The sequence below is a fragment of the Lonsdalea iberica genome, from assembly GCF_002111585.1.
GTDB lineage: Bacteria > Pseudomonadota > Gammaproteobacteria > Enterobacterales > Enterobacteriaceae > Lonsdalea > Lonsdalea iberica.
In genome coordinates this window covers 1-19,757 of sequence record NZ_LUTP01000032.1, presented here as the reverse complement: position 1 = coordinate 19,757, position 19,757 = coordinate 1, and the positions used below count along the sequence as shown (strand labels likewise).

15 protein-coding genes are annotated in these 19,757 nt (G+C 54.5%); 9 read left to right on the top strand and 6 right to left on the bottom strand.

The annotated features are described in order from the left end of the window. Nucleotides 1-232: 232 nt before the first annotated feature. From bioD to AU511_RS12380, 3 genes are all read right to left on the bottom strand, one after another. The gene (bioD, locus tag AU511_RS12390; protein ID WP_094101211.1) at nt 233-898 is read right to left on the bottom strand and encodes a dethiobiotin synthase; all 666 of its coding nucleotides are present in this window, start codon (nt 896-898) and stop codon (nt 233-235) included. Nucleotides 899-1,059: 161 nt separating this feature from the next. Next, nucleotides 1,060-2,277 (bottom strand): sugar metabolism global transcriptional regulator Mlc, encoded by a 1,218-nt coding sequence (gene mlc, locus AU511_RS12385; protein WP_094109874.1) that lies wholly within the window; start codon nt 2,275-2,277, stop codon nt 1,060-1,062. 94 nt (nt 2,278-2,371) lie between these two features. After that, nucleotides 2,372-3,310 carry a LysR family transcriptional regulator gene (locus tag AU511_RS12380; protein ID WP_094101212.1) on the bottom strand — a complete coding sequence of 313 codons (939 nt, stop codon included), beginning with the start codon at nt 3,308-3,310 and terminating at the stop codon, nt 2,372-2,374. A 111-nt stretch (nt 3,311-3,421) separates the two neighbouring features. Between AU511_RS12380 and AU511_RS12375 the strand changes: the two genes are divergently transcribed. Both AU511_RS12375 and tus read left to right on the top strand, forming a co-directional pair. Then, nucleotides 3,422-4,693, top strand: coding sequence for an MFS transporter (locus tag AU511_RS12375; protein WP_420843453.1), 1,272 nt, complete (start codon nt 3,422-3,424; stop codon nt 4,691-4,693). A gap of 103 nt (nt 4,694-4,796) precedes the next feature. Continuing rightward, complete coding sequence (gene tus / locus AU511_RS12370; RefSeq protein WP_094109873.1) at nt 4,797-5,732, top strand: DNA replication terminus site-binding protein; 936 nt, start codon at nt 4,797-4,799, stop codon at nt 5,730-5,732. Here tus and fumC read toward each other — a convergent pair. Then, entirely contained in the window at nt 5,729-7,126 is a 1,398-nt protein-coding gene (fumC, locus tag AU511_RS12365; protein WP_094102098.1) for a class II fumarate hydratase, read from the bottom strand. The genes tus and fumC overlap by 4 nt on opposite strands. Before the next feature lie 178 nt (nt 7,127-7,304). Between fumC and manA the strand changes: the two genes are divergently transcribed. The 4 genes from manA (at nt 7,305) to AU511_RS12345 (ending at nt 13,174) form a co-directional block, all read left to right on the top strand. Continuing rightward, nucleotides 7,305-8,474: a mannose-6-phosphate isomerase gene (gene manA, locus AU511_RS12360; protein WP_094109872.1), complete on the top strand. Its 1,170-nt coding sequence runs from the start codon at nt 7,305-7,307 to the stop codon at nt 8,472-8,474. 69 nt (nt 8,475-8,543) lie between these two features. Then, a complete protein-coding gene (locus AU511_RS12355; RefSeq protein ID WP_094109871.1) occupies nt 8,544-10,079 on the top strand; it encodes a YdgA family protein in 1,536 nt (511 codons plus the stop codon). Between the two features lie 214 nt (nt 10,080-10,293). Then, nucleotides 10,294-11,307 carry an adenosine deaminase gene (gene add, locus AU511_RS12350; RefSeq protein ID WP_094102095.1) on the top strand — a complete coding sequence of 338 codons (1,014 nt, stop codon included), beginning with the start codon at nt 10,294-10,296 and terminating at the stop codon, nt 11,305-11,307. Between the two features lie 334 nt (nt 11,308-11,641). Continuing rightward, a complete protein-coding gene (locus AU511_RS12345) occupies nt 11,642-13,174 on the top strand; it encodes an ElaD/SseL family deubiquitinase (protein WP_094109870.1) in 1,533 nt (510 codons plus the stop codon). A gap of 51 nt (nt 13,175-13,225) precedes the next feature. Here the strand turns inward: AU511_RS12345 and AU511_RS12340 are convergent, their stop codons facing one another. After that, nucleotides 13,226-14,215 (bottom strand): bile acid:sodium symporter family protein, encoded by a 990-nt coding sequence (locus AU511_RS12340; protein WP_094109869.1) that lies wholly within the window; start codon nt 14,213-14,215, stop codon nt 13,226-13,228. 92 nt (nt 14,216-14,307) lie between these two features. Further along, complete coding sequence (locus AU511_RS12335) at nt 14,308-15,357, bottom strand: oxidoreductase (RefSeq protein ID WP_094109868.1); 1,050 nt, start codon at nt 15,355-15,357, stop codon at nt 14,308-14,310. Between the two features lie 310 nt (nt 15,358-15,667). Here AU511_RS12335 and AU511_RS12330 point away from each other — a divergent pair, with 310 nt between their 5' ends. The 3 genes from AU511_RS12330 to rsxC form a co-directional block, all read left to right on the top strand. Next, nucleotides 15,668-17,080 (top strand): GH1 family beta-glucosidase, encoded by a 1,413-nt coding sequence (locus AU511_RS12330; RefSeq protein WP_094102091.1) that lies wholly within the window; start codon nt 15,668-15,670, stop codon nt 17,078-17,080. Nucleotides 17,081-17,432: 352 nt separating this feature from the next. Next, nucleotides 17,433-18,014 carry an electron transport complex subunit RsxB gene (gene rsxB / locus AU511_RS12325; protein WP_094109881.1) on the top strand — a complete coding sequence of 194 codons (582 nt, stop codon included), beginning with the start codon at nt 17,433-17,435 and terminating at the stop codon, nt 18,012-18,014. After that, the coding region (gene rsxC / locus AU511_RS12320) for an electron transport complex subunit RsxC (protein WP_139829376.1) at nt 18,007-19,757 on the top strand (1,751 nt) is incomplete at its 3' end. The genes rsxB and rsxC, both read left to right, overlap by 8 nt.

Below are 19,757 nucleotides of genomic sequence, written 5' to 3'. Positions count from 1 at the left end.
ACGCCAAAGGGCAGCCAATCACGCTGCAGGAAAGTGTTCGCACTGGATGATGGGAATCAGTGAATGGTGAAAACCGTCACGTTACGAAGTCACGGCAGGCTACGTGTTAAAAGTAGCAAAGTCTGATACAAACGCTTAACTTTCGACCGGCGGAGCCAAAAAACCCGGCGTAGAGCGCCGGGTCTATGAAAGCGGGGAAAGATGCACCAGCGAGAAACGTTGTCCGCAACGCTTATTGGTCGAGCGCGGATAAATCGACGTAGGAAGATAGCTCGCGCTGTTCCGGACGCGGCAGATAAGGCAGCTCGCCCAGCTGCGGTGCCGGGATTTTTCTGCGCAGCGCGTTGATGACTTCGGCGTAATTCGCCAGACCGGGATTGATCCGGTTAGCGACCCAACCAACCAGCGGCAGTCCGTCGTTAAGGATCGCCTGAGACGTCAATAGCGCATGGTTGATGCACCCCAGTTGAATGCCAACCACCATGACGACCGGCAACTGCTCCTGGATCACCCAGTCTGAGTAAGTACGCATGTCATTCATGAGCGTACGCCACCCGCCGCTACCCTCAACCACTACAGCATCCGCCATCGCGGAGATCTGCTGGAGACCTTCCGTCATGGCGCAATAGTCGATGGTCAGCTCGCTGGCGCTAATTTCATCCTCAGGCAGCGCCACCGGATTGATTTGCTGATAAGGGAGAGTGAGGCTGGAGGCCTCTTGCAGGATCATGGCATCTTTGTTACGCAGCCCTTCCGGCGTTTCGATACACCCTTTGCCGATAGGCTTATAGCCCACAACCGTTTTGCCAGACTTCGCCAGCGCCTGTAATAACGCTTTTGATACCACCGTTTTACCAATGGCCGTATCCGTGCCTGTAATAAAAATACGTTTTAACATGAAGATACCACTCCGGAAGGAACCACCAGGGAAATAGATAAAAATGTAAAATTCAATGTCGAAGTCAAAAGTCTAGGCGATAGCCGGAGCAGCCAGCTTGCGTTAGCTCAATATTTTGTTTTGCAGGGGAGCGAACTCGCGAATAAATGAGGGTTTTACGATCAGCCTTGCAACAATTTTACCAACAGAGAGCCGTTGTACAGGGCATCTTTCACTAAGGCGGCGGCGGGCATGGTGCCCTGGTTATAAAATTCGGTGGCGGTCACCTGCAAATTATGACTGTACGCGGGCAAAGATTGCTGACGAACGCACGCCAGAATCGCCGGATGCAGAATGTCCGCGGCGCGGTTCAGCGGCGAGCCCACCAAGATTTTATCCGGATTAAACAGGTTGACCATAATCGCCACCATCCGTCCGACATTATGACCGACATCCACGATAATATCGTTGGCGAGCGGATCGTCACTAAGCGCAGCATCGCACAGAGATGCCGCCGTTAGCGGGACGCCATGCAACGCCGAACTCATGGATTGGGACAACCGCTGCTGGGCCAACGCCAAAATGCTCTCGGTGCTGGCGACCGTCTCCAGGCAACCATGATTGCCGCAATAGCAGCGTTTGCCGTAAGGATCGACCTGGGTATGACCAATCTCAACCAGATTGCGGCTCCCTGCGTGCAAGACCTTCCCATGAGTAATGACACCAGCACCCACGTTGTGATCGATAACAATTTGAATCACATTCTGATAACCGCGCGATGCGCCAAACAGCGCTTCCGCCATCGTCCAGGCGCAAATGTCGTGCTGCAGGTAAACAGGCACGCCGATGCGCTCAGACAATGCGGGGCCGATCGCCATTTCATGGACATCAAAAAACGGCATGCGGTGAATCGTGCCGGTGATCGCATCGACGATCCCCGGCGAGGTAATTGCGATCGCCGTCAGTCTTTCAAGCTGACGTTGATGGCGGCTAAAGAACGCGTCAACCTCTTGCAGAATGCGAGACAGCAGCGGAGTAGGATGTTCGGCGGGCATCGGCAGCGTCTCTTCCGTGACCAACGCGTTGCTAAGATCCCGCAGGGCCAGCGTCATGGTATTGCGGCTGATTCGCACCGCCAGATAGTGCCACCCCTCCGTTTCCAGCACCAAACCAATGGCGGGTCGCCCCCGGCTACCGACATCGGGAAACTCGGTTTCATGGACCAGATGCGCTTCCATCAGCTCGCGGACGATTTTAGTGATGCTGGCTGGCGCCAGTTGGGCTTTTTTGGAGAGTTCGATGCGAGAGACGGGACCGAGTTTGTCGATCAGGCGATAGACGGCCCCTGCATTCATTTGCTTAATTTGGTCGATGTGGCCGGGCTGACCGCTGGCAATCACGCTGAAGCGACTCCTGATTTATCATGCGATGTTGTTATTTTTTACACTGCAAAATAAAAAACTGCGGCCATGGTGTCGCTTTTCATAAAAGCCGTCAACTATTTGATTCGTTATGTGATTTACCGCACATATTTGAGCCGGAGTGATTCAACATCAGCGAAATCAGCGTCTGTGCGGCGGTGCTGATCGGCCGTCGCTGATGCGTGACCAGCCACATTTCGCTAATGGCGTCTTTCTCCTGTAACGACAAATATTTAACCCCATCAACCTTGATGCGTCTGAATGAGGCCGGCAACAGTGAGACCCCAAGTCCGGACGACACCAAACCGACGATGGTCATCGCCTCTCCCACTTCCTGCGTGATGTAGGGTTTCACGCCATAGTTCTTGAGCAAGGTCATGACTTCGTCATACATCGCCGTTCCCACTTCACGGGCAAAAAACACGAAGGGTTCCTGCGCGAGCTGGCGAACGCTGATGCGCCCCTCCGGGGCCATCGCCAGCGGATGCTCCTGATGAACGACGGCCACGAGGGGTTCATGCAGCAATACCTGATGACGCAGTGTGTCGGGCAGAGGGTTGTTACGCATGACGCCAATATCCAGTTTGCCGCTTAGCAGCGGTTCAATCTGCTGTTTAGTGTTGATTTCCACCATCTGGATATGAACTTCTGGGAACGATTGGCGGAATTGCAGCAGGCTGCGGGAGACAGACTTAACGAACGGCGCTGACGAGGTGAAACCAATATTCAACTCGCCCACTTCTCCGCGCTGAATGCGTGCGGCGCGATCGGCGGCCTGATTTAGCTGATTGATAATGGCCCAGGCTTCTTTCAGAAATTGCGCTCCGGCGGGGGTCAGCCGGACCGTCCGATTATTGCGGTCCAGCAGCCGGGCACCGACCTGCTCTTCCAAAATCTGAATTTGCTGGCTCAGCGGCGGTTGCGAAATACGCAGTTTTTCGGCGGCGCGCCCGAAATGCAGTTCTTCCGCAACGGCGATGAAATAACGAAGGTGACGCAGCTCTATATTCATATTTTAAAACTATCATTCATGATGATTAATATATTATACAAAAGAATCTAGCAGTTCTATGATCGTCGCTCCGTTTTCAATATTGCCCTCTTATCCAGATAAGGATCGATTGTGAGTACCCCGCTGTCTTCACAAGGAATAGCGTCCACCGTCACTGATGACGCAGACCCTCTTCCTAAAAGCACCCCTTCGATTTACAAAACACCTTATATTAAACGCGGCACCCCGGCCTTTATGCGGGTCACTTTGGCGCTGTTCTCCGCCGGTCTCGCCACCTTCGCTCTGTTGTACTGTGTTCAGCCCATCCTCCCTATCCTTTCTCAAGATTTCGGTATTTCGCCCGCGACCAGTAGCCTCTCGCTGTCCGTCTCGACCGTGACCTTGGCCGTTGGACTGCTCTTTACCGGTCCCATCTCTGATAGCGTCGGACGCAAGAATGTCATGGTGGTCTCTCTGTTGCTGGCCGCCGCCTGTACGCTGGTCTGTAGCTTCATGACCACCTGGCAAAGCGTGCTGGTCATGCGGGCGCTGCTGGGACTGTCGCTAAGCGGGGTCGCCGCCGTCGCCATGAGTTATTTAAGCGAAGAAATTCATCCCAGCGTCATCGCGTTTTCGATGGGGCTGTATATCAGTGGCAACTCAATAGGCGGCATGAGTGGGCGTTTGATTACCGGGGTACTGACGGATTTCTTCCCTTGGCGCGTCGCGATTTTCGTTCTGGGGATTGTGGCCCTGTTTGCCGCGTTGGCGTTCTGGCGCATGCTGCCTGAATCGCGCCATTTTCGCGCAGGTTCGCTGAAGCCGAAAACGCTCTGGATCAATGTGCGCCTGCACTGGCGTGACGCGGGATTGCCGCTCTTGTTTGTCGAAGGGTTTCTGCTCATGGGCTCCTTCGTCACCCTGTTCAACTACATTGGATACCGTCTGCTGGGCGCGCCTTATTATATGAATCAGGCGGTCGTCGCCCTGTTGTCCGTCGTCTATCTGACGGGGAGCTACAGCTCGCCGCGCGCGGGCGCCATGACGGCAAAATACGGCCGCGGCCGGGTCTTGGCAGGCTCAGTCTTGCTGATGTTGACCGGATTGATATTGACGCTGTTCTCGCCGCTGGTCCTCGTATTCGCAGGCATGATGCTGTTTGCCGCAGGATTTTTCGCCTCGCATTCAGTCGCAAGCAGTTGGATCGGCCAGCGCGCGCATCGAGCGAAAGGTCAGGCGTCGTCAATGTATCTTTTCTTCTACTATCTCGGCTCTAGCCTGGCTGGCACCACCGGCGGTTTCTTCTGGTATCAGTTCGGCTGGCCAGGCGTCGTAGGATTCCTGGCCGCACTGTTGCTGCTGGCGTTCTATATCAGCTTCCGCTTAAAAGCGCTGCAACGTTAATCCCATCGCCCTTTTTCCCTGGTAGGCTAACGGCATAAACACGGTTGTCTCATCAGGGGAATTGGGTTATAACTAGCAGCATGTTGTAACTAAAAGGGATGTCATGGCCGCCTACGACTTGATCGAACGGATGAATCAGCACTTTATCGAGCTGGAGAAAGAACTCCGGGAAATGCAGCAGCAGTTTTCACAGCTTAAGCTCGCCGCCGCCCGCGTATTCACGCTCCCTGAGATCGAAAAAGGCCATGAGCACGACCCGATCACACAGATTGCGGTGACGCCGTCGGAGAGCGAAGCCGCTCGCGAGCTGGCGTTGCAACATTTTCAGCGGCTGTTTATCCATCATTATGCGGAAAACATCAGCAGCAAAGCCGCCATTCGCCTGCCCGGCGCGCTTTGCTTCTCCGTGAATGACACAGAGTTTCTCGAGGCTGAGCAGCGTATTGAACACATCAACACGCTGAAGAAGACGCTGGAATACATCATCACCGTCGAGTCAGGACTTGCGCCTGAACAACGATTTGACTTCGTGCATACGCATCTCCGCGGGCTGATCACGCTGAGCGCCTATCGCACTATCCCGATGATCGTCAATCCAGCATCCGTCCGTTTTGGCTGGGCTAACAAAAACATCATCAAGAGGGTGACGCGCGACGACGTGCTGAAACAGCTGGAGAAAAGCCAGCAGTCAGGCCGCACAGTTGCGCCTTATAGTCAGGAACAATGGGCCTCGCTGCTGGAGCAGGAGATATCTGATGTCAAACGCCTGCCGGAGCAGGCGTTACTGAAGATCAAAAGGCCGGTGAAAGTTCAGCCGATTGCGCGAGCCTGGTATCAGGAGCAGCAAAAACAGGTGCAGTACCCCTGCCCTTCACCGCTCATCGTCCTGTGTCGTCAGAGCGACGGCGCATCAGCGCCCATTCTGGGAGAGCTGAAGGATTATGATGCCGACAGCATTAAACACAAGCACAAACCTAAAGCCCATCCGTTGCGGCTGCTGATCCCGCGACTTCACCTGTACACCGACGAAAACGCTTAGCGCTTCAGGCTTCCTACCATGTCCTCCGGGCGAACCCACTCATCGAACTGCTCGGATGTCAGATAGCCCAGTTTCAGGGCCGAGGCTTTCAGCGTCAGCCCTTCCTTATGCGCTTTCTTCGCGATTTCCGCAGATTTATCGTAGCCAATATGCGGATTCAAGGCGGTCACCAGCATCAGCGAATCATTGAGCAACTGTTCGATACGCGGGCGATTGGGTTCGATACCGACGGCGCAATGCTCATTGAAGCTCTTGATACCGTCCGCCAGCAACCGCACAGACTGCAAGAAGTTATGGATAATCATGGGCCGATACACGTTCAGCTCGAAGTTGCCGGAAGCGCCGCCGATGTTTACCGCGACATCGTTGCCCAGCACCTGACAGCACAGCATCGTCATCGCTTCGCACTGTGTCGGATTCACCTTGCCCGGCATGATGGAACTGCCCGGTTCGTTCTCAGGAATGCTTAATTCGCCGATGCCGCAGCGCGGTCCGGAGGCCAGCCAGCGAACATCGTTGGCGATCTTCATTAATGACGCCGCTAATCCCTTCAGCGCGCCGTGTCCCTGCACTAGCGCGTCGCAGGTGCCCAGCGCTTCAAACTTGCTGGGCGCAGTCACGAACGGCAGGCCGGTCAGAGACGCCAATTCCGCCGCAACCCGCACCGCATATTCCGGATGCGTGTTCAGCCCGGTCCCAACGGCGGTGCCCCCCAAAGCCAGCTCGGACAGATGTGGGATAGTATGTTCGATGTGTCGCTGACTGTGCTCCAACATGACCAACCAACCGGAGATCTCCTGCCCCAGCGTCAACGGCGTAGCGTCCTGCAGATGGGTACGGCCGATCTTGACGACGTCATGGTATTGCACCGCTTTGGTCGAAAGCGTTTGCTGCAGCGTTTTCAATTCGGGGAGAAGATGCTCGATCACGGCGGTCACGGCGGCGACATGCATCGCCGTCGGGAAAACATCGTTGGAACTCTGGCTCTTATTCACATCGTCATTGGGGTGAACCAGGCGTTCATTGCCGCGTCCTCCCCCCAGCAGCTCGCTGGCGCGGTTCGCGAGCACTTCATTTATGTTCATATTGCTCTGGGTTCCGGAACCGGTCTGCCAGATCGCCAGCGGGAACTCGTGCGGATGTTGCCCCGCGAGTACCTCATCCGCCGCCTTGATGATCGCGTCGCCGCGGTCTTGTGGCAATAATCCCAGATCGAGATTCACTTTCGCCGCCGCACGCTTGGTCTGCGCGAGCGCATGGATCAGCGCACGGGGCATTTTCTCTTCTGAAATACGAAAATGTTCCAGTGAACGCTGGGTCTGCGCTCCCCACAGCCTGTCGGCGGGTACATCAACCGGTCCCATAGAGTCTTTCTCAACACGAATATCGGACATGACCTATCTCCTTAGAAGATGCGTTTATTTTCGGATAATTGAGGTACTTGTCGTTATGGTATCGTCACGAATAAAGCATTACCATGATGGGAATCGAGGTTCTGGATCATCACCCGTCCCCTGTGTCTTTAACCCTTAGTTCACAACGTGAAATCACCAATAACACTAGGATCCCGTTATGCAGAAAATGCTTAACCGTGTTCAGCATTATGCCTGGGGCAGCCCAAGCGCATTGACCGAGCTGTACGGCATGGAAAATCCCGACAATCGTCCGATGGCGGAACTGTGGATGGGGGCTCACCCCAGCAGCAGCTCCCTGTTAGTTGACAATCAGGGGCAGCAGGTCAGCCTGCGGGATATCATCACCGCCGACCCGGAGCGTTATCTGGGCCAGCGCATTGCACAGCGTTTTGGCGAGTTGCCGTTCCTGTTTAAAGTGTTATGCGCCGATCAGCCGTTGTCCATTCAGGTTCATCCCAGCAAAAGCGCCGCCGAGGAAGGTTTCGCCCGTGAAAATGCGGCGGACATTCCCGTCACCGCGGCGGAACGTAACTATAAAGACGCCAATCACAAGCCGGAACTGGTCTTTGCACTCACGCCGTTCAGCGCCATCAACGGATTCCGTAAACTTGAAGAAATCGCCGAGCTGTTGCAGCCGCTGGCGGGTGCGCATCCGTCCATCGCCGCCTTTTTGCAACAGCCTGACCGCCAGAGCCTGTCGATGCTGTTCGCCAACCTGCTCGAAATGAGCGGAGAGCAGAAAGACACCGCTATCGCGACCCTCAAAGCCGCGCTTAACAGCCGCGACGGCGAGCCTTGGGCGACCATCCGCAACATCACCCGCTTCTATCCGGACGATAACGGGCTGTTCTCGCCTCTTCTGATGAACGTCGTCACGTTACAGCCGGGAGAAGCCATGTTTTTGACGGCGGAAACGCCTCACGCCTATCTGAATGGCGTCGCGCTGGAAGTCATGGCCAATTCAGACAACGTTCTGCGCGCCGGTCTGACGCCGAAATACATCGATATTCCCGAACTGTTGTCTAACGTGCAGTTTGAGCCCAAGCCGGCGGAAACACTGTTGACGAAGCCCGTCGTCGGCGATAAGACGCTGACCTTCTCCGTGCCGGTTGACGATTTTGCTTTCTCCCTTCACGATCTCACCGCCGAGCCGCAGGTGCTGACTCAGGAGAGTGCTGCTATTCTTTTCTGCGTCAGCGGAGAAGCCACCGCGGAAAAAGCTCAACAGCGGATTACGTTGCAGCCGGGAGAGTCCTGCTTTATCGGCGCTGATGAATCTCCCGTGCAGATTCACGGTACGGGTCGCATTGCCCGCGTTTATAACTAGACTTTAAACAGCATGATGCTGACGCCCCGATGAGGGGCGGTACTACACAAGATAAAAAAGGATACAAGCGTGACGAAAAAAACAGTCGTGGCCGTAGGGGTCATCGTTGCTCTAGGCGTAGCTTGGACAGGAGCTTCCTGGTTTACTGGCAAACAGGTCGAAAAGCATATTGGTGAATTCACAGACAACATCAACAGCCAGTTGAAAACCAACTATCCCAACGCCGGACTGAAGGTCAGCTACCGAGATTACCAGCGCGGCCTGTTCAGCAGTAATCTGACCTATGTGCTTCAGTCCGACGGCACCGCCAGCGACTATCAGGTGCTGGATAAGAATCAGGAAGTGGTCTTTAAAGAGACGCTGTATCACGGACCATTCCCGCTGTCCCAAATCAAGCACTTGAACCTGATCCCGTCGATGGCCTCTGTGCACAGCGAACTGGTGAAAACCGACGCCGTCGCACCGCTGTTCGAACTGACTAAAGACGTTCCATTCATCAACGCGGAAACGCGCGTCACCTACAGTGGGGATACCCACTCCGATATTCATCTGGCGCCGATCGATTTCCAGAATCCGGACCAGAAACTAAACTTCAGCGGTTCCGACCTCAAGCTGTTCGTCGCGAGCGACCTCAGCCAGGCTCACATTGTGGGCAACATCGCCAATCTGGCGACCGAGAAGAAAAACCAGCTGGGCCAGAACGAAATGCTGACGCTGCAAGATCTGGCGCTGGACTCCACCTCGCGTAAAAGTAAGTTCGACATCAATGTCGGTGACGCCAACATTACGTTGAAGAAACTGACGCTGAACGTCGAAAACGAAAATGGGCTGACCATCAATGATGTGAACGTCTCCAGCGAGAACAATGCGGACGACGCGAATCTGTCCGGGAAGCTGGGTGTCGATGTCGCCTCCGTCGTCGTGCGCGACCAGAATCTGGGTGCCGTCAACATGAAGGCCAGCTTCGCCGGCGTCGATGGTCATGGGCTGAAGCAGTTCTCAGACGCCTATCGCGCCAAGTTCCAGTCGCTGATGTCCAGCCCGGAACCGATCACGACCGACGAGTACCAACAGCAAATGGCGATGGTCGTGCTGCATAATTTGCCCCAGCTGTTGAAAGGGAATCCACAGATCCACATCTCGCCGCTCACTTGGAAAAACGCCAAAGGACAGAGCGACTTTAATCTGGCGCTGAATTTGACCGATCCGCTGCAGAAAGATCACAACGCCATGACCGGCGTGTCTGACGAAGAAGCGCTTATTCGTCAGTCCATCAAGAACGTGGACCTGAAACTCAATCTGCCGTTGGATATGCTGACGGAGCTGTTCGTCCAGACCGGTCCGAAAGTGGCCAACGACAACGACAAAAAGCAGATTGAAGCTATGGCCCGCCAGCAGGCGCAACTGATTGCCGGTGTCGGCCAGATGAGCCAGCTGACGGTCACCAAGGACCATGCGATCACCAGTTCGCTGCAGTACGCCGACGGCACTGTGACCTTCAACGGCCGCAAATTGACGCTGGCGGAATTCATCGCGCCGTACATTTCCGTCCCCGCTCAGGATGCGCCGCAAGCCGTCCCTGCACCTGCCCCGCAGGCACAGTAAACCAGCAATTAGCAGGCACCTCCCTGGGTGCCTGCCCTTACCCCCTCAACCCGCCCTTTAGCGACCAGACACCCTGCTACACGGCCTTTCTCCACCGTCATTTCGTAACCGTTGGACATGAACTTTTCTGCGAATAAATGGCAATTTGACCGAGTTTATTCTTATACTAACGGCTATTTACTGACTAATTGATTTCATTAATAAAGAGTAAAACATGATTGATCCGCACATCCCATTAACAGATATCCACCGCCACCTGGATGGTAATATCCGTCCTCAGACCATTCTTGAGTTGGGTCGCCAATTCAATATCGCGTTACCGGGACAGGACCTGGAGTCGCTGCGTCCTCATGTGCAGATTGTCGATAACGAGCCGGACCTGCTCAGCTTTCTGAAGAAGCTTGACTGGGGGGTGAACGTGCTGGGTTCTTTGGACGCTTGTCGTCGCGTGGCCTACGAAAACGTTGAGGATGCAATCCGCGCAGGGTTGGACTACGCCGAGCTACGTTTTTCCCCTTACTACATGGCGCAGGCCTATCAGCTTCCGCTGGAAGGCGTGGTTGAAGCGGTCATCGACGGCATCCATGCAGGCTGCCGGGACAATGATGACAAGGTCATGATTCGTCTCATGGGGATTATGAGCCGCACCTTCGGCACTCAGGCTTGCCAGCAGGAGCTAAGTTCACTGCTTGCACACAAAGACCATATCACCGCGTTGGATTTGGCGGGCGATGAGTTGGGTTATCCCGGGGAGCTGTTTACCGACCACTTCCGTCAGGCGCGAGATGCCGGCTGGCATATCAGCGTGCATGCGGGTGAAGCCGCGGGTACGGAAAGCATCTGGCAGGCGATTAACCAGCTGGGCGCGGAGCGCATCGGCCATGGCGTTGCAGCGATCGTCGATCGTAAGCTGATGGAGTATATGGCGGAGCACCAGATTGGCGTAGAGTCCTGCCTGACGTCTAATATCCAGACCAGCACCGTCCACTCTCTGCTCGCCCACCCGTTGGTGCACTTCCTACGCTACGGTTTGCTGGCGACGATCAATACCGACGACCCGGCCGTACAGGGGATTGAAATCGAGCACGAGTACAATGTCGCCGCGCCGCAGGCGGGCTTGACGCAAGAAGATATCCATCAGGCTCAGGAAAACGGCTTGACCGTCGCCTTCATTGGCGAACAGGAAAAAGAGCAATTGCGCCAAAAAGCGAAACAGCGCGCGGCATAACGCTCGCTCTTCCCGCCCCCTCTCCGATTATTAATCGTCGGTGGAGGCGGCGGTTCAACGATGCCCTAACGCCTGTTTTGCCCCTATATTCACCCACCTCGTTATTTTTGTCCTTCATAGAACCCTATACGAATGACGTGCGGCGTCATGACCACAATCATACTCCCCTATTAACGAGACTGTGCGTTCTGCGGTATTAAGCTATTTTCCTGGCATTCGATATGTCTCGTTATTAGATATTAAAAGCAGGGTTAGAGCTTATATCACTTAAGGTAGCCCAGATTTACTCTTTGCGAGGAACGTCTTATCTGACATTGTAAAAATAGGATTTGTTATGATCGTTAACGAATTTTCTTACTCTCCATTGGATATCAATCAATTTGATGAATTGTTTTCAAATAATATCAGCCGTGAGGCTTTATCATTATTAGGTCAATCCGCCACCGAAGGTAATCTTGATAGTATCGATATCTTATTCAATCTCGCGCTTCGTTCGGATGATATCGGCAATCAATCAGAAAAAATTTTATTTGATTTATTCAGTGGAGAAACCAAAGGAAAGAAAGGTATCGATAAAGTCATTCAACAGGCCAGTTTGAATTTATATTATACGGCGATCAAAGCAAAAGAAAAAAACAATATCGACATGGAAAAACTCTACTCTCCATCCGGCCTGCTTTATATGGCTGGATCTGCTATGCCGAGCAAAATACAAAGGCAAGAAGCGTCGGATTTATTTACCAGCGTATTCTCTTCACAGTCATCTGATGAACAATTTGACGAGTCTGATGTGTGGTGTAGTAATAGAATGATCAACACAGATGAATTATACGCCGCCATCAAAAACATGCACAACGATGACGTCTCAATCAACTTCCCTATCTCATTAAGCCATGCCGTCGACAACATAAATTCGTTATCCGAGCAACTCGCTGAAATGATGACCACCCCTCACTTCCTCGATAAAACAGAACTATTCCCTATCAATACCGGGGAGCACTGGGTATTGTTCGGTTTATATAAAGACAAATCTGACGGAAATATCAAAGGCTTTGTCTTTAATTCAACAATAGAATTAAGAGAGGATGTAAAAGAGAAGTTTAATAGTGCGGCCGATCTCGCCGGAGTCTACTCAGAAAAGAATCTGACGTTTATCAACGCTAACATGCAGGAAAATGTCCCCAATGGATGTGGAGTTTTTGTTGCCGTCTTAGCCGGTTGCCTGTCTACCCAACCCCAGTTAGATCCTTTAGACGTATTGATGAATTTCATAAAAGAATTCAATGGCTGGCCTGCGTATGATCAAGCCATATTTAACATTGAATCTCGACGTCAGATGTATGCGTACTGCATACCTGTTCGTTGGAATAACATCGAGCGACCTGTCGTCTATTCCACCGAACCCCCGTCGAAAAGATCCTATCACGGAGCCAGCTCCAGACCACAAGACCCTCATATTAAAATGCAGGACGAATCTCCCTTAGGTCAGATAGTAGTGGAAATTTCTGACTATATTGATGCGGGACATAACCTTATACTGCAAGATGGCTTTGCACCTTATCATGAACGTTTACTTCAGACTGCTAAAGACATGATGCACCTTGGGGATGCGTTTAATGAATATGTTAAAAGCGGCGCTCAATTAAAACAGGGTGATAGTAAATATCATTATTTTGATAATAGCATCGAGGAATTATTTGACGAATTAAATGAAATCTATTCCTGTGATCCAAGTCTTACACAGGAACAACAGAATCGTTTACGCCATGACATACGCCCCCTGATTAATTTATCTCGGGCTCTATGGATGGCGCTGGAAGACTTCAGCGCTCAAAGTGAAACAGACCATCGTAAATTATCTGGATAAAAAAACGCCATGAGTGCTGACTCATGGCGTAGCATTCCAACGAACTCGCGGCTACTCTTCGGTGTTGTCTGCTTCTACCGGCCGCTTAGCATAACGCTGGGCCAGCGTGGCGCACACCATCAGCTGTATCTGGTGGAAGATCATCAGCGGGAGCACCATAGCGCCGACGGCCGCAGCGGGAAACAACACGTTGGCCATGGGTATGCCGTTAGCGAGGCTTTTCTTCGAACCGCAGAACACGATAGTGACCTCATCGGCTTTCGAGAAGCCCAGCTTACGCGCTGCCATGGTGGTGCACACCAGCACAATCCCCAGCAAGACGAACGAGCACACCACGATAGACAACAGAGACCAGCCGTTGATTTGATGCCAAATCCCCTGAACGACCGCCTCGCTAAATGCGACATAAACCACCAGAAGTATCGATGAACGGTCAGTAATATTGACCAGCTTGCGATGGCGCTGCACCCAGTTGGCGATCAACGGACGCGACAGATGACCAAGAACGAACGGTACCATCAATTGCAGGATGATCGACCCAATTGCATGCAACGTATCCGTCTGACCGCCTTGCGTATGCATCAGCAGTCCGACCAGGACCGGTGACAGAAAGACGCCAAGAATGCTGGATGCCGATGCGCTGCAAATCGCCGCGGCCACATTGCCACGCGCCATCGAAGTAAACGCGATGGCGGACTGAACGGTTGCGGGCAACGCGCAAAGATAGAGAAATCCAAGATAGACGGTCGGCGTGAGTATTCCTGGAACCAGAAACGACATGGCCAAACCTAGCAACGGGAACAGAACGAACGTGCTGGCGAAGACCACCAAATGAAGACGCCAATGGCTAATGCCGGCACCAATCGCTTCCCGAGATAATTTCGCGCCGTGCATGAAGAACAGCAGTGCGATGGCAGCAGTCGTCAGGTATTCAAAGAACACCTTCACCCCCCCCTCACAGGGAAAAAACGAAGCGGCGATGACCACCAGAACCAGAACTAACAGAAATTTATCGATCTTTAAACGTTGCAACCATCCCATAACGAAACGATATCCTCTCAATAAACAATACAGGCGATCCTAAGATCGCCTGTGAGATAGAGAGATAATATGTGAAATAAATACACGCAACGCTAGCTATTTTTCAGCGTCACCGCGCATTTTTTCTGATTAGAAATCAGTCCAAGTTCGATCAATTCCATCACTTTGATCGCCTGCGCAACCGGGACCGGGTTGTCACCCTGACCATTCAACGCGTCGCGGACAGCGGCATAATAAGCCGTGTAATCACCTGGAATCGTCATCATCGCTTCTTCCACCGCCAAGCCTTCTCGGTTCAGCGTCAGCACGCCATCGCGTTCATCGTGCCCCCATAGCGTATCATCATCCGGCATCTGCCCGGCCTTCAATTTCGCCTCTTGAGGATCAATGCCATATTTCACATAACTGCCGTGGCAACCGTGAACGATGTAGCGCGCTGTTTCCGCAACGGCCAGCAACGTGCCGTGCAACACGACGCGGCGCTGCGGGTAAATCAATGTCGCATGGAAGTAGTCGGCGGATTTCCCACCGGGACGCAGCTGGGCGAGATCCGCATGAATGGCGACCGGCGCGCCAAACAACTGCAACGCCTGATCGATAAGATGAGGCCCGAGGTCATACCAGATGCCGCTGCCCTCACTGCCGTCTTCACGCCAGCGCTGGCGAATTTCCGGACGATAGCGGTCGATGTGGGATTCCATATACACCACTTCGCCTAGTACGCCGCTCTGCACCAAGTGTTTGAGGGTTAGAAAATCGCTGTCCCAGCGGCGGTTGTGGAAGACGGACAACACTTTTCCCATATGGACGGCAACCTGATGCAGCTCGTAAGCCTGAGACAACGTGACGGTAAACGGTTTATCCACCACCACATGCTTGCCTGCCTCCAGTGCACGTTTCGCCAAGGGAAAGTGCGTATCGTTCGGCGTGGGTATCACGATAAGATCGATTTCTGGGTCATCGAATAACGCTTCAGGTTTCTCGGCTACCCGCACAGACGGCCAATCTTCACGCACTTTTTCCGGATGCCGACTTGATACCGCCACCAACGTCATTCCAGGCGTCGCGGCAATGAGCGGCGCGTGAAACGTCTTGCTCGCATAGCCATATCCCAACAATCCGACACGAATGGTATCTGCCATAAATCATTCCCCCAGCCTGAGCGACAGGCTTTTCCCCGTTGTATTGGAGCGGCCAGTATACCACCGCGAGCTTTACAGATTTATCGGATAAGACCCTCAAAACGCCGCCCTTCGCATCCCTGTCCCTTCTGTTCACGCTCGTCTGGCTTCACACACGACCATCTGGTGCGATCGCATGACCCGGTGATGTGAGTACGATCACAATTTCACCCCCAAAAAGAAACCGGTTTCGGAAACCGGTTGCAACATGGAATTTAACCCGCCTACACTCTTCATCAGTGAGTTGAAACCATCCAAGAGCGAGGTGTTCATGGCCACATTTCCGAAAGACTTTCTGTGGGGCGCCGCCACCGCAGCCTATCAGGTCGAAGGCGCACACGACGCCGAGGGCAAAGGCCCATCGATATGGGATACGTTCTCTCATCTGCCCGGGACCACCTTTGAGGGGACCAACGGCGACATCGCCGTCGATCACTATCACCGCTTCCGTGAGGATATCGCGCTGATGGCGGAGCTGGGCTTGAAAAGCTATCGCTTCTCCCTCTCATGGCCACGACTGCTTCCCGAAGGGCGCGGCAGGATCAATGAAGCAGGCGTCGCGTTTTATAGTGCGTTGATCGATGCGCTGCTGGAGCACGGCATCGAACCCATGATCACCCTTTATCACTGGGATTTACCGCAGGCGCTGCAAGATCAAGGCGGCTGGGAATCCCGTCAGACCATCGATGCCTTCGAGGAGTATGCCCGCCTCTGCTACCAGCGCTATGGCGACCGCGTCAAGCTGTGGTCGACATTCAATGAAACTATCTGCTTTATCGGTTTCGGGTACATCACCGGCGCGCATCCCCCCGGTATTCGCAACCCGTCCCGCGCCCTGCAAGCCTGTCACCACGTTTTTATCGCCCATGCGCGCGCCGTCGCCGCTTTCCGTCAGTCCGGCATCAACGGAAAAATCGGTTTCGTCAACGTACTGCAAACGAATACCCCCCTCGACGACACCCCGGAGAACATCTCCGCCTGTCAGCTGGCGGACGGAATTTTTACCCACTGGTTATACGACCCGGTATTACGGGGCGAATATCCGATGGAGTTACTGCATCTGGCGCAGTCAAGCCTCGGCGCGCCGGTGTTCGAACCGGGCGACGAAGCGTTGCTGCGCGACAACGTCTGCGACTTTATCGGTCTGAATTATTACAAGCGGGAAACGGTGGCGGCGAATCATGGGGAATCGCGCCTGCAAATCAATACCACGGGCCAGAAAGGCAGTGCGCATCAGGCCGGAAATGAGTTTGGGTTTAAGGATCTGTTTAAATTCGTGCGTAATCCTACCGGGGTCTATACCGACTGGGACTGGGAAATTTATCCCCAGGGACTGACCGAGGGCATTATGAATATCAAGGCGCGTTACGGCGATATCCCGATCTACATCACCGAGAACGGGTTGGGCGCCAAAGACCCCATCGTGAATGGCGACATCGTGGACGATGACCGTATCGACTATCTGCGTCAGCACATCGATGCCGTCGGGGAGGCGATTGCGCAAGGCGCCGACGTTCGGGGCTACTACCCCTGGTCATTCATCGACCTGCTGAGCTGGTTGAACGGCTTCCAGAAGCAGTACGGCTTTGTCTATGTCGACCATCAGCATCAACTGGCCCGTAAACGCAAGAAAAGCTTTTTCTGGTATCAACAGCTCATTCGCAGCAATGGCGAGTCTCGCTAATGAGTCAGTAAAGACGAATCAACCCAGGGCGCTTCGTCTCGTGCCGAGGCGCCTGGCCCTCACCCATCCTGTCACGAAAGGGAATGCATTCCCCGTCACACACGTCCATCCCCGCGTCTACATTTCATCGCTCAACTGTCCCCTCAGACTGGCCTGCGCGCACAAGTTAGACGTTCAGTCCCCGGCAGCTATTGATGACGGGCGTTCAGGTTGTCGAAGCCAGGACAATACCGGATAATACGGCGATTTTATTTTGTAAGTACTGTAATGAGCGAATACCCGCGGCTACCGGTTGGCGCCTTTTGGCGAACGTGTCGGCTCTTACGGGCTTTACCCGACTGGTGAAATGGTGATGATAAATTTTTGGATGATGATAGCCGCACTCGGCGCACTCACGCTGACGGCAAGTCTGATGCTTGGCTACGCCTCGCGCCGACGTTCTTCGCGCCCCCCCCGCCCCTCCATCGAACAGCTGGAAGAGCTGCTGCCGCAGACCCAATGCCGCCAATGTGGTTACGCGGGCTGCCGTCCCTATGCCGAAGCCATGGTTCAAAACGGCGAACAGATCAATAAATGCGTGCCGGGGGGCGAACCTCTGATGCATAAACTGGCTGTACAGATGAACGTCGAGCCGCAGCCCTTGCCGGACGATGCGATGCCGGGCAAGCCGGAACGTCAGGTCGCACGAATTGACGAAAGCCGTTGCATCGGCTGCACCAAATGTATTCAGGCCTGCCCGGTAGATGCCATTGTCGGCGCCGCACGTGCTATGCATACCGTCGTCAGCGAATTATGTACCGGCTGCAATCTGTGTGTTTCCCCCTGCCCGACCGACTGCATTGCGCTGGAACCGGTCACACCGACCCCCGACAGCTGGAATTGGGACCTGGACACGATCCCCGTGCGAGTTTTACAGGGGGGACATCATGTTTAATTTACTGACTGCCTTCGGAAAAAATCGCATTTGGCCCATGAAGGGCGGCGTTCGCCTGCCGCAAATGAAATCGCCGTCGAATCAGATACCACTGCGTCGACTGCCGTTGCCTGACCGACTGATTGTGTCGCTTCAGGCTCATTTGGGACCGGACAGCGATCTGTGCGTACAGGTTGGAGAGCAGGTATTGCGCGGTCAGCCACTGACGCGAAGTCTCGGCACAACGGTGCCGGTACATGCCCCCACGTCCGGCACGATACAGGCCGTCCGCTATCACACCGCTACGCATCCGTCCGGGCTGCCGGTGCTGAGCCTGATCCTGACACCCGACGGCGACGATCGTTGGGTGGAACGTCGCCCTTTGCAGAACTATCGACAGGTCGCGCCGCACACGCTGCGCGACTATCTGCATCAGGCGGGGATCGCCGGGCTCGCCACGGCCTCCCCCACGACGGACCAAGCGTGCGACATCGACACGCTCATCATCAACGCCGCCGAATCGGAGCCTTACCTGACTGCCGATGACCGGCTGATGCAAGAGTGCGCCGAGGAGCTGGCCGTCGGTATCGATATTCTTGATCGCCTGTTCGCGCCTCAGCGTATTTTGCTGGGGATTGCAGATAATAAGCCGCAGGCGATTACCGCGCTCAAACAGGCGCTGCACGCATCACCTCGCGTGGAAATCCGTGTCATCCCTACCCGCTATCCCACCAGCGATGCCGCCGTGCTGACGCGAGTACTCACCGGCAAAACTCTCCGCGACGGCCAGCTTCCCACCCATGTGGGCGTCTCGGTGCAAAACATCAGTACCCTTTACGCGGTTAAACGCGCGGTAATTGACGGCGAACCGTTGACCGAGCGAGTGGTGACGGTGGCGGGTCAGGCGCTTCAACAACCTGGCAATGTCTGGGCGCGACTCGGTACGCCGGTTCGCTTTCTTCTGCGCCAGGCCGGCTATCGGGTGACGCGCGGACAACCCACTGTGATTGTGGGCGGTCCGATGACAGGATTCACGCTGCCAGAGCTGGATGTCCCGATCCTCCCGACCAGCAGCGCGATACTGGCGCCGTCGCAAGATGAAATTCAGCCCGAGACGGAGGAGCAGTCCTGTATCCAGTGCGGCGAATGTGCCGATGCCTGTCCGACGGGCCTCCAGCCGCAACGGCTGTTCAAGTTGATCTGCGACGATGACCATGAACAAGCGCGCCAGCATCGCCTGTCCGCCTGCATTGAATGCGGCGCGTGCGCTTATGTTTGCCCCAGCCATATTCCGCTGGTGCAATACTTTCGTCAGTCGAAAGCCGAGATTCAGTCGTGGGAACAGGAAGCCCAGCGCGCCGCCGCCGCCAAAGCGCGTTTTGTGGCGAAAACAGCCCGGTTGGAGCGTGAAAAACAGGCCAGGGAGCAGCGACATCAACGGGCTGCAACGCGTGTCGTGCCTGCGGCAAAGACGCACACCACGCCATCGGAGGACGTTAAGCCTGCTACGGGGACAACCAGCATCACTTCCGGCAAACCCGGTGCCGCCGTCATGGCCGCCATAGAACGCGCTAAGGCTCTTCAGGCAGAAGTTAAGGTAACGCCACCGCCAGCAGCCATGCCCCATCAACCTGCGTCGACTGCCGATGCTATGCCGGCCCACCGGCCGGAAAACGATCCCCGCAAAGCCGCCGTAGACGCCGCTATTGCCCGCGTTAAGGCTCGAAAGGCCGCGCAGCAGCAGGCGTCCTTGCCTGACGCCCC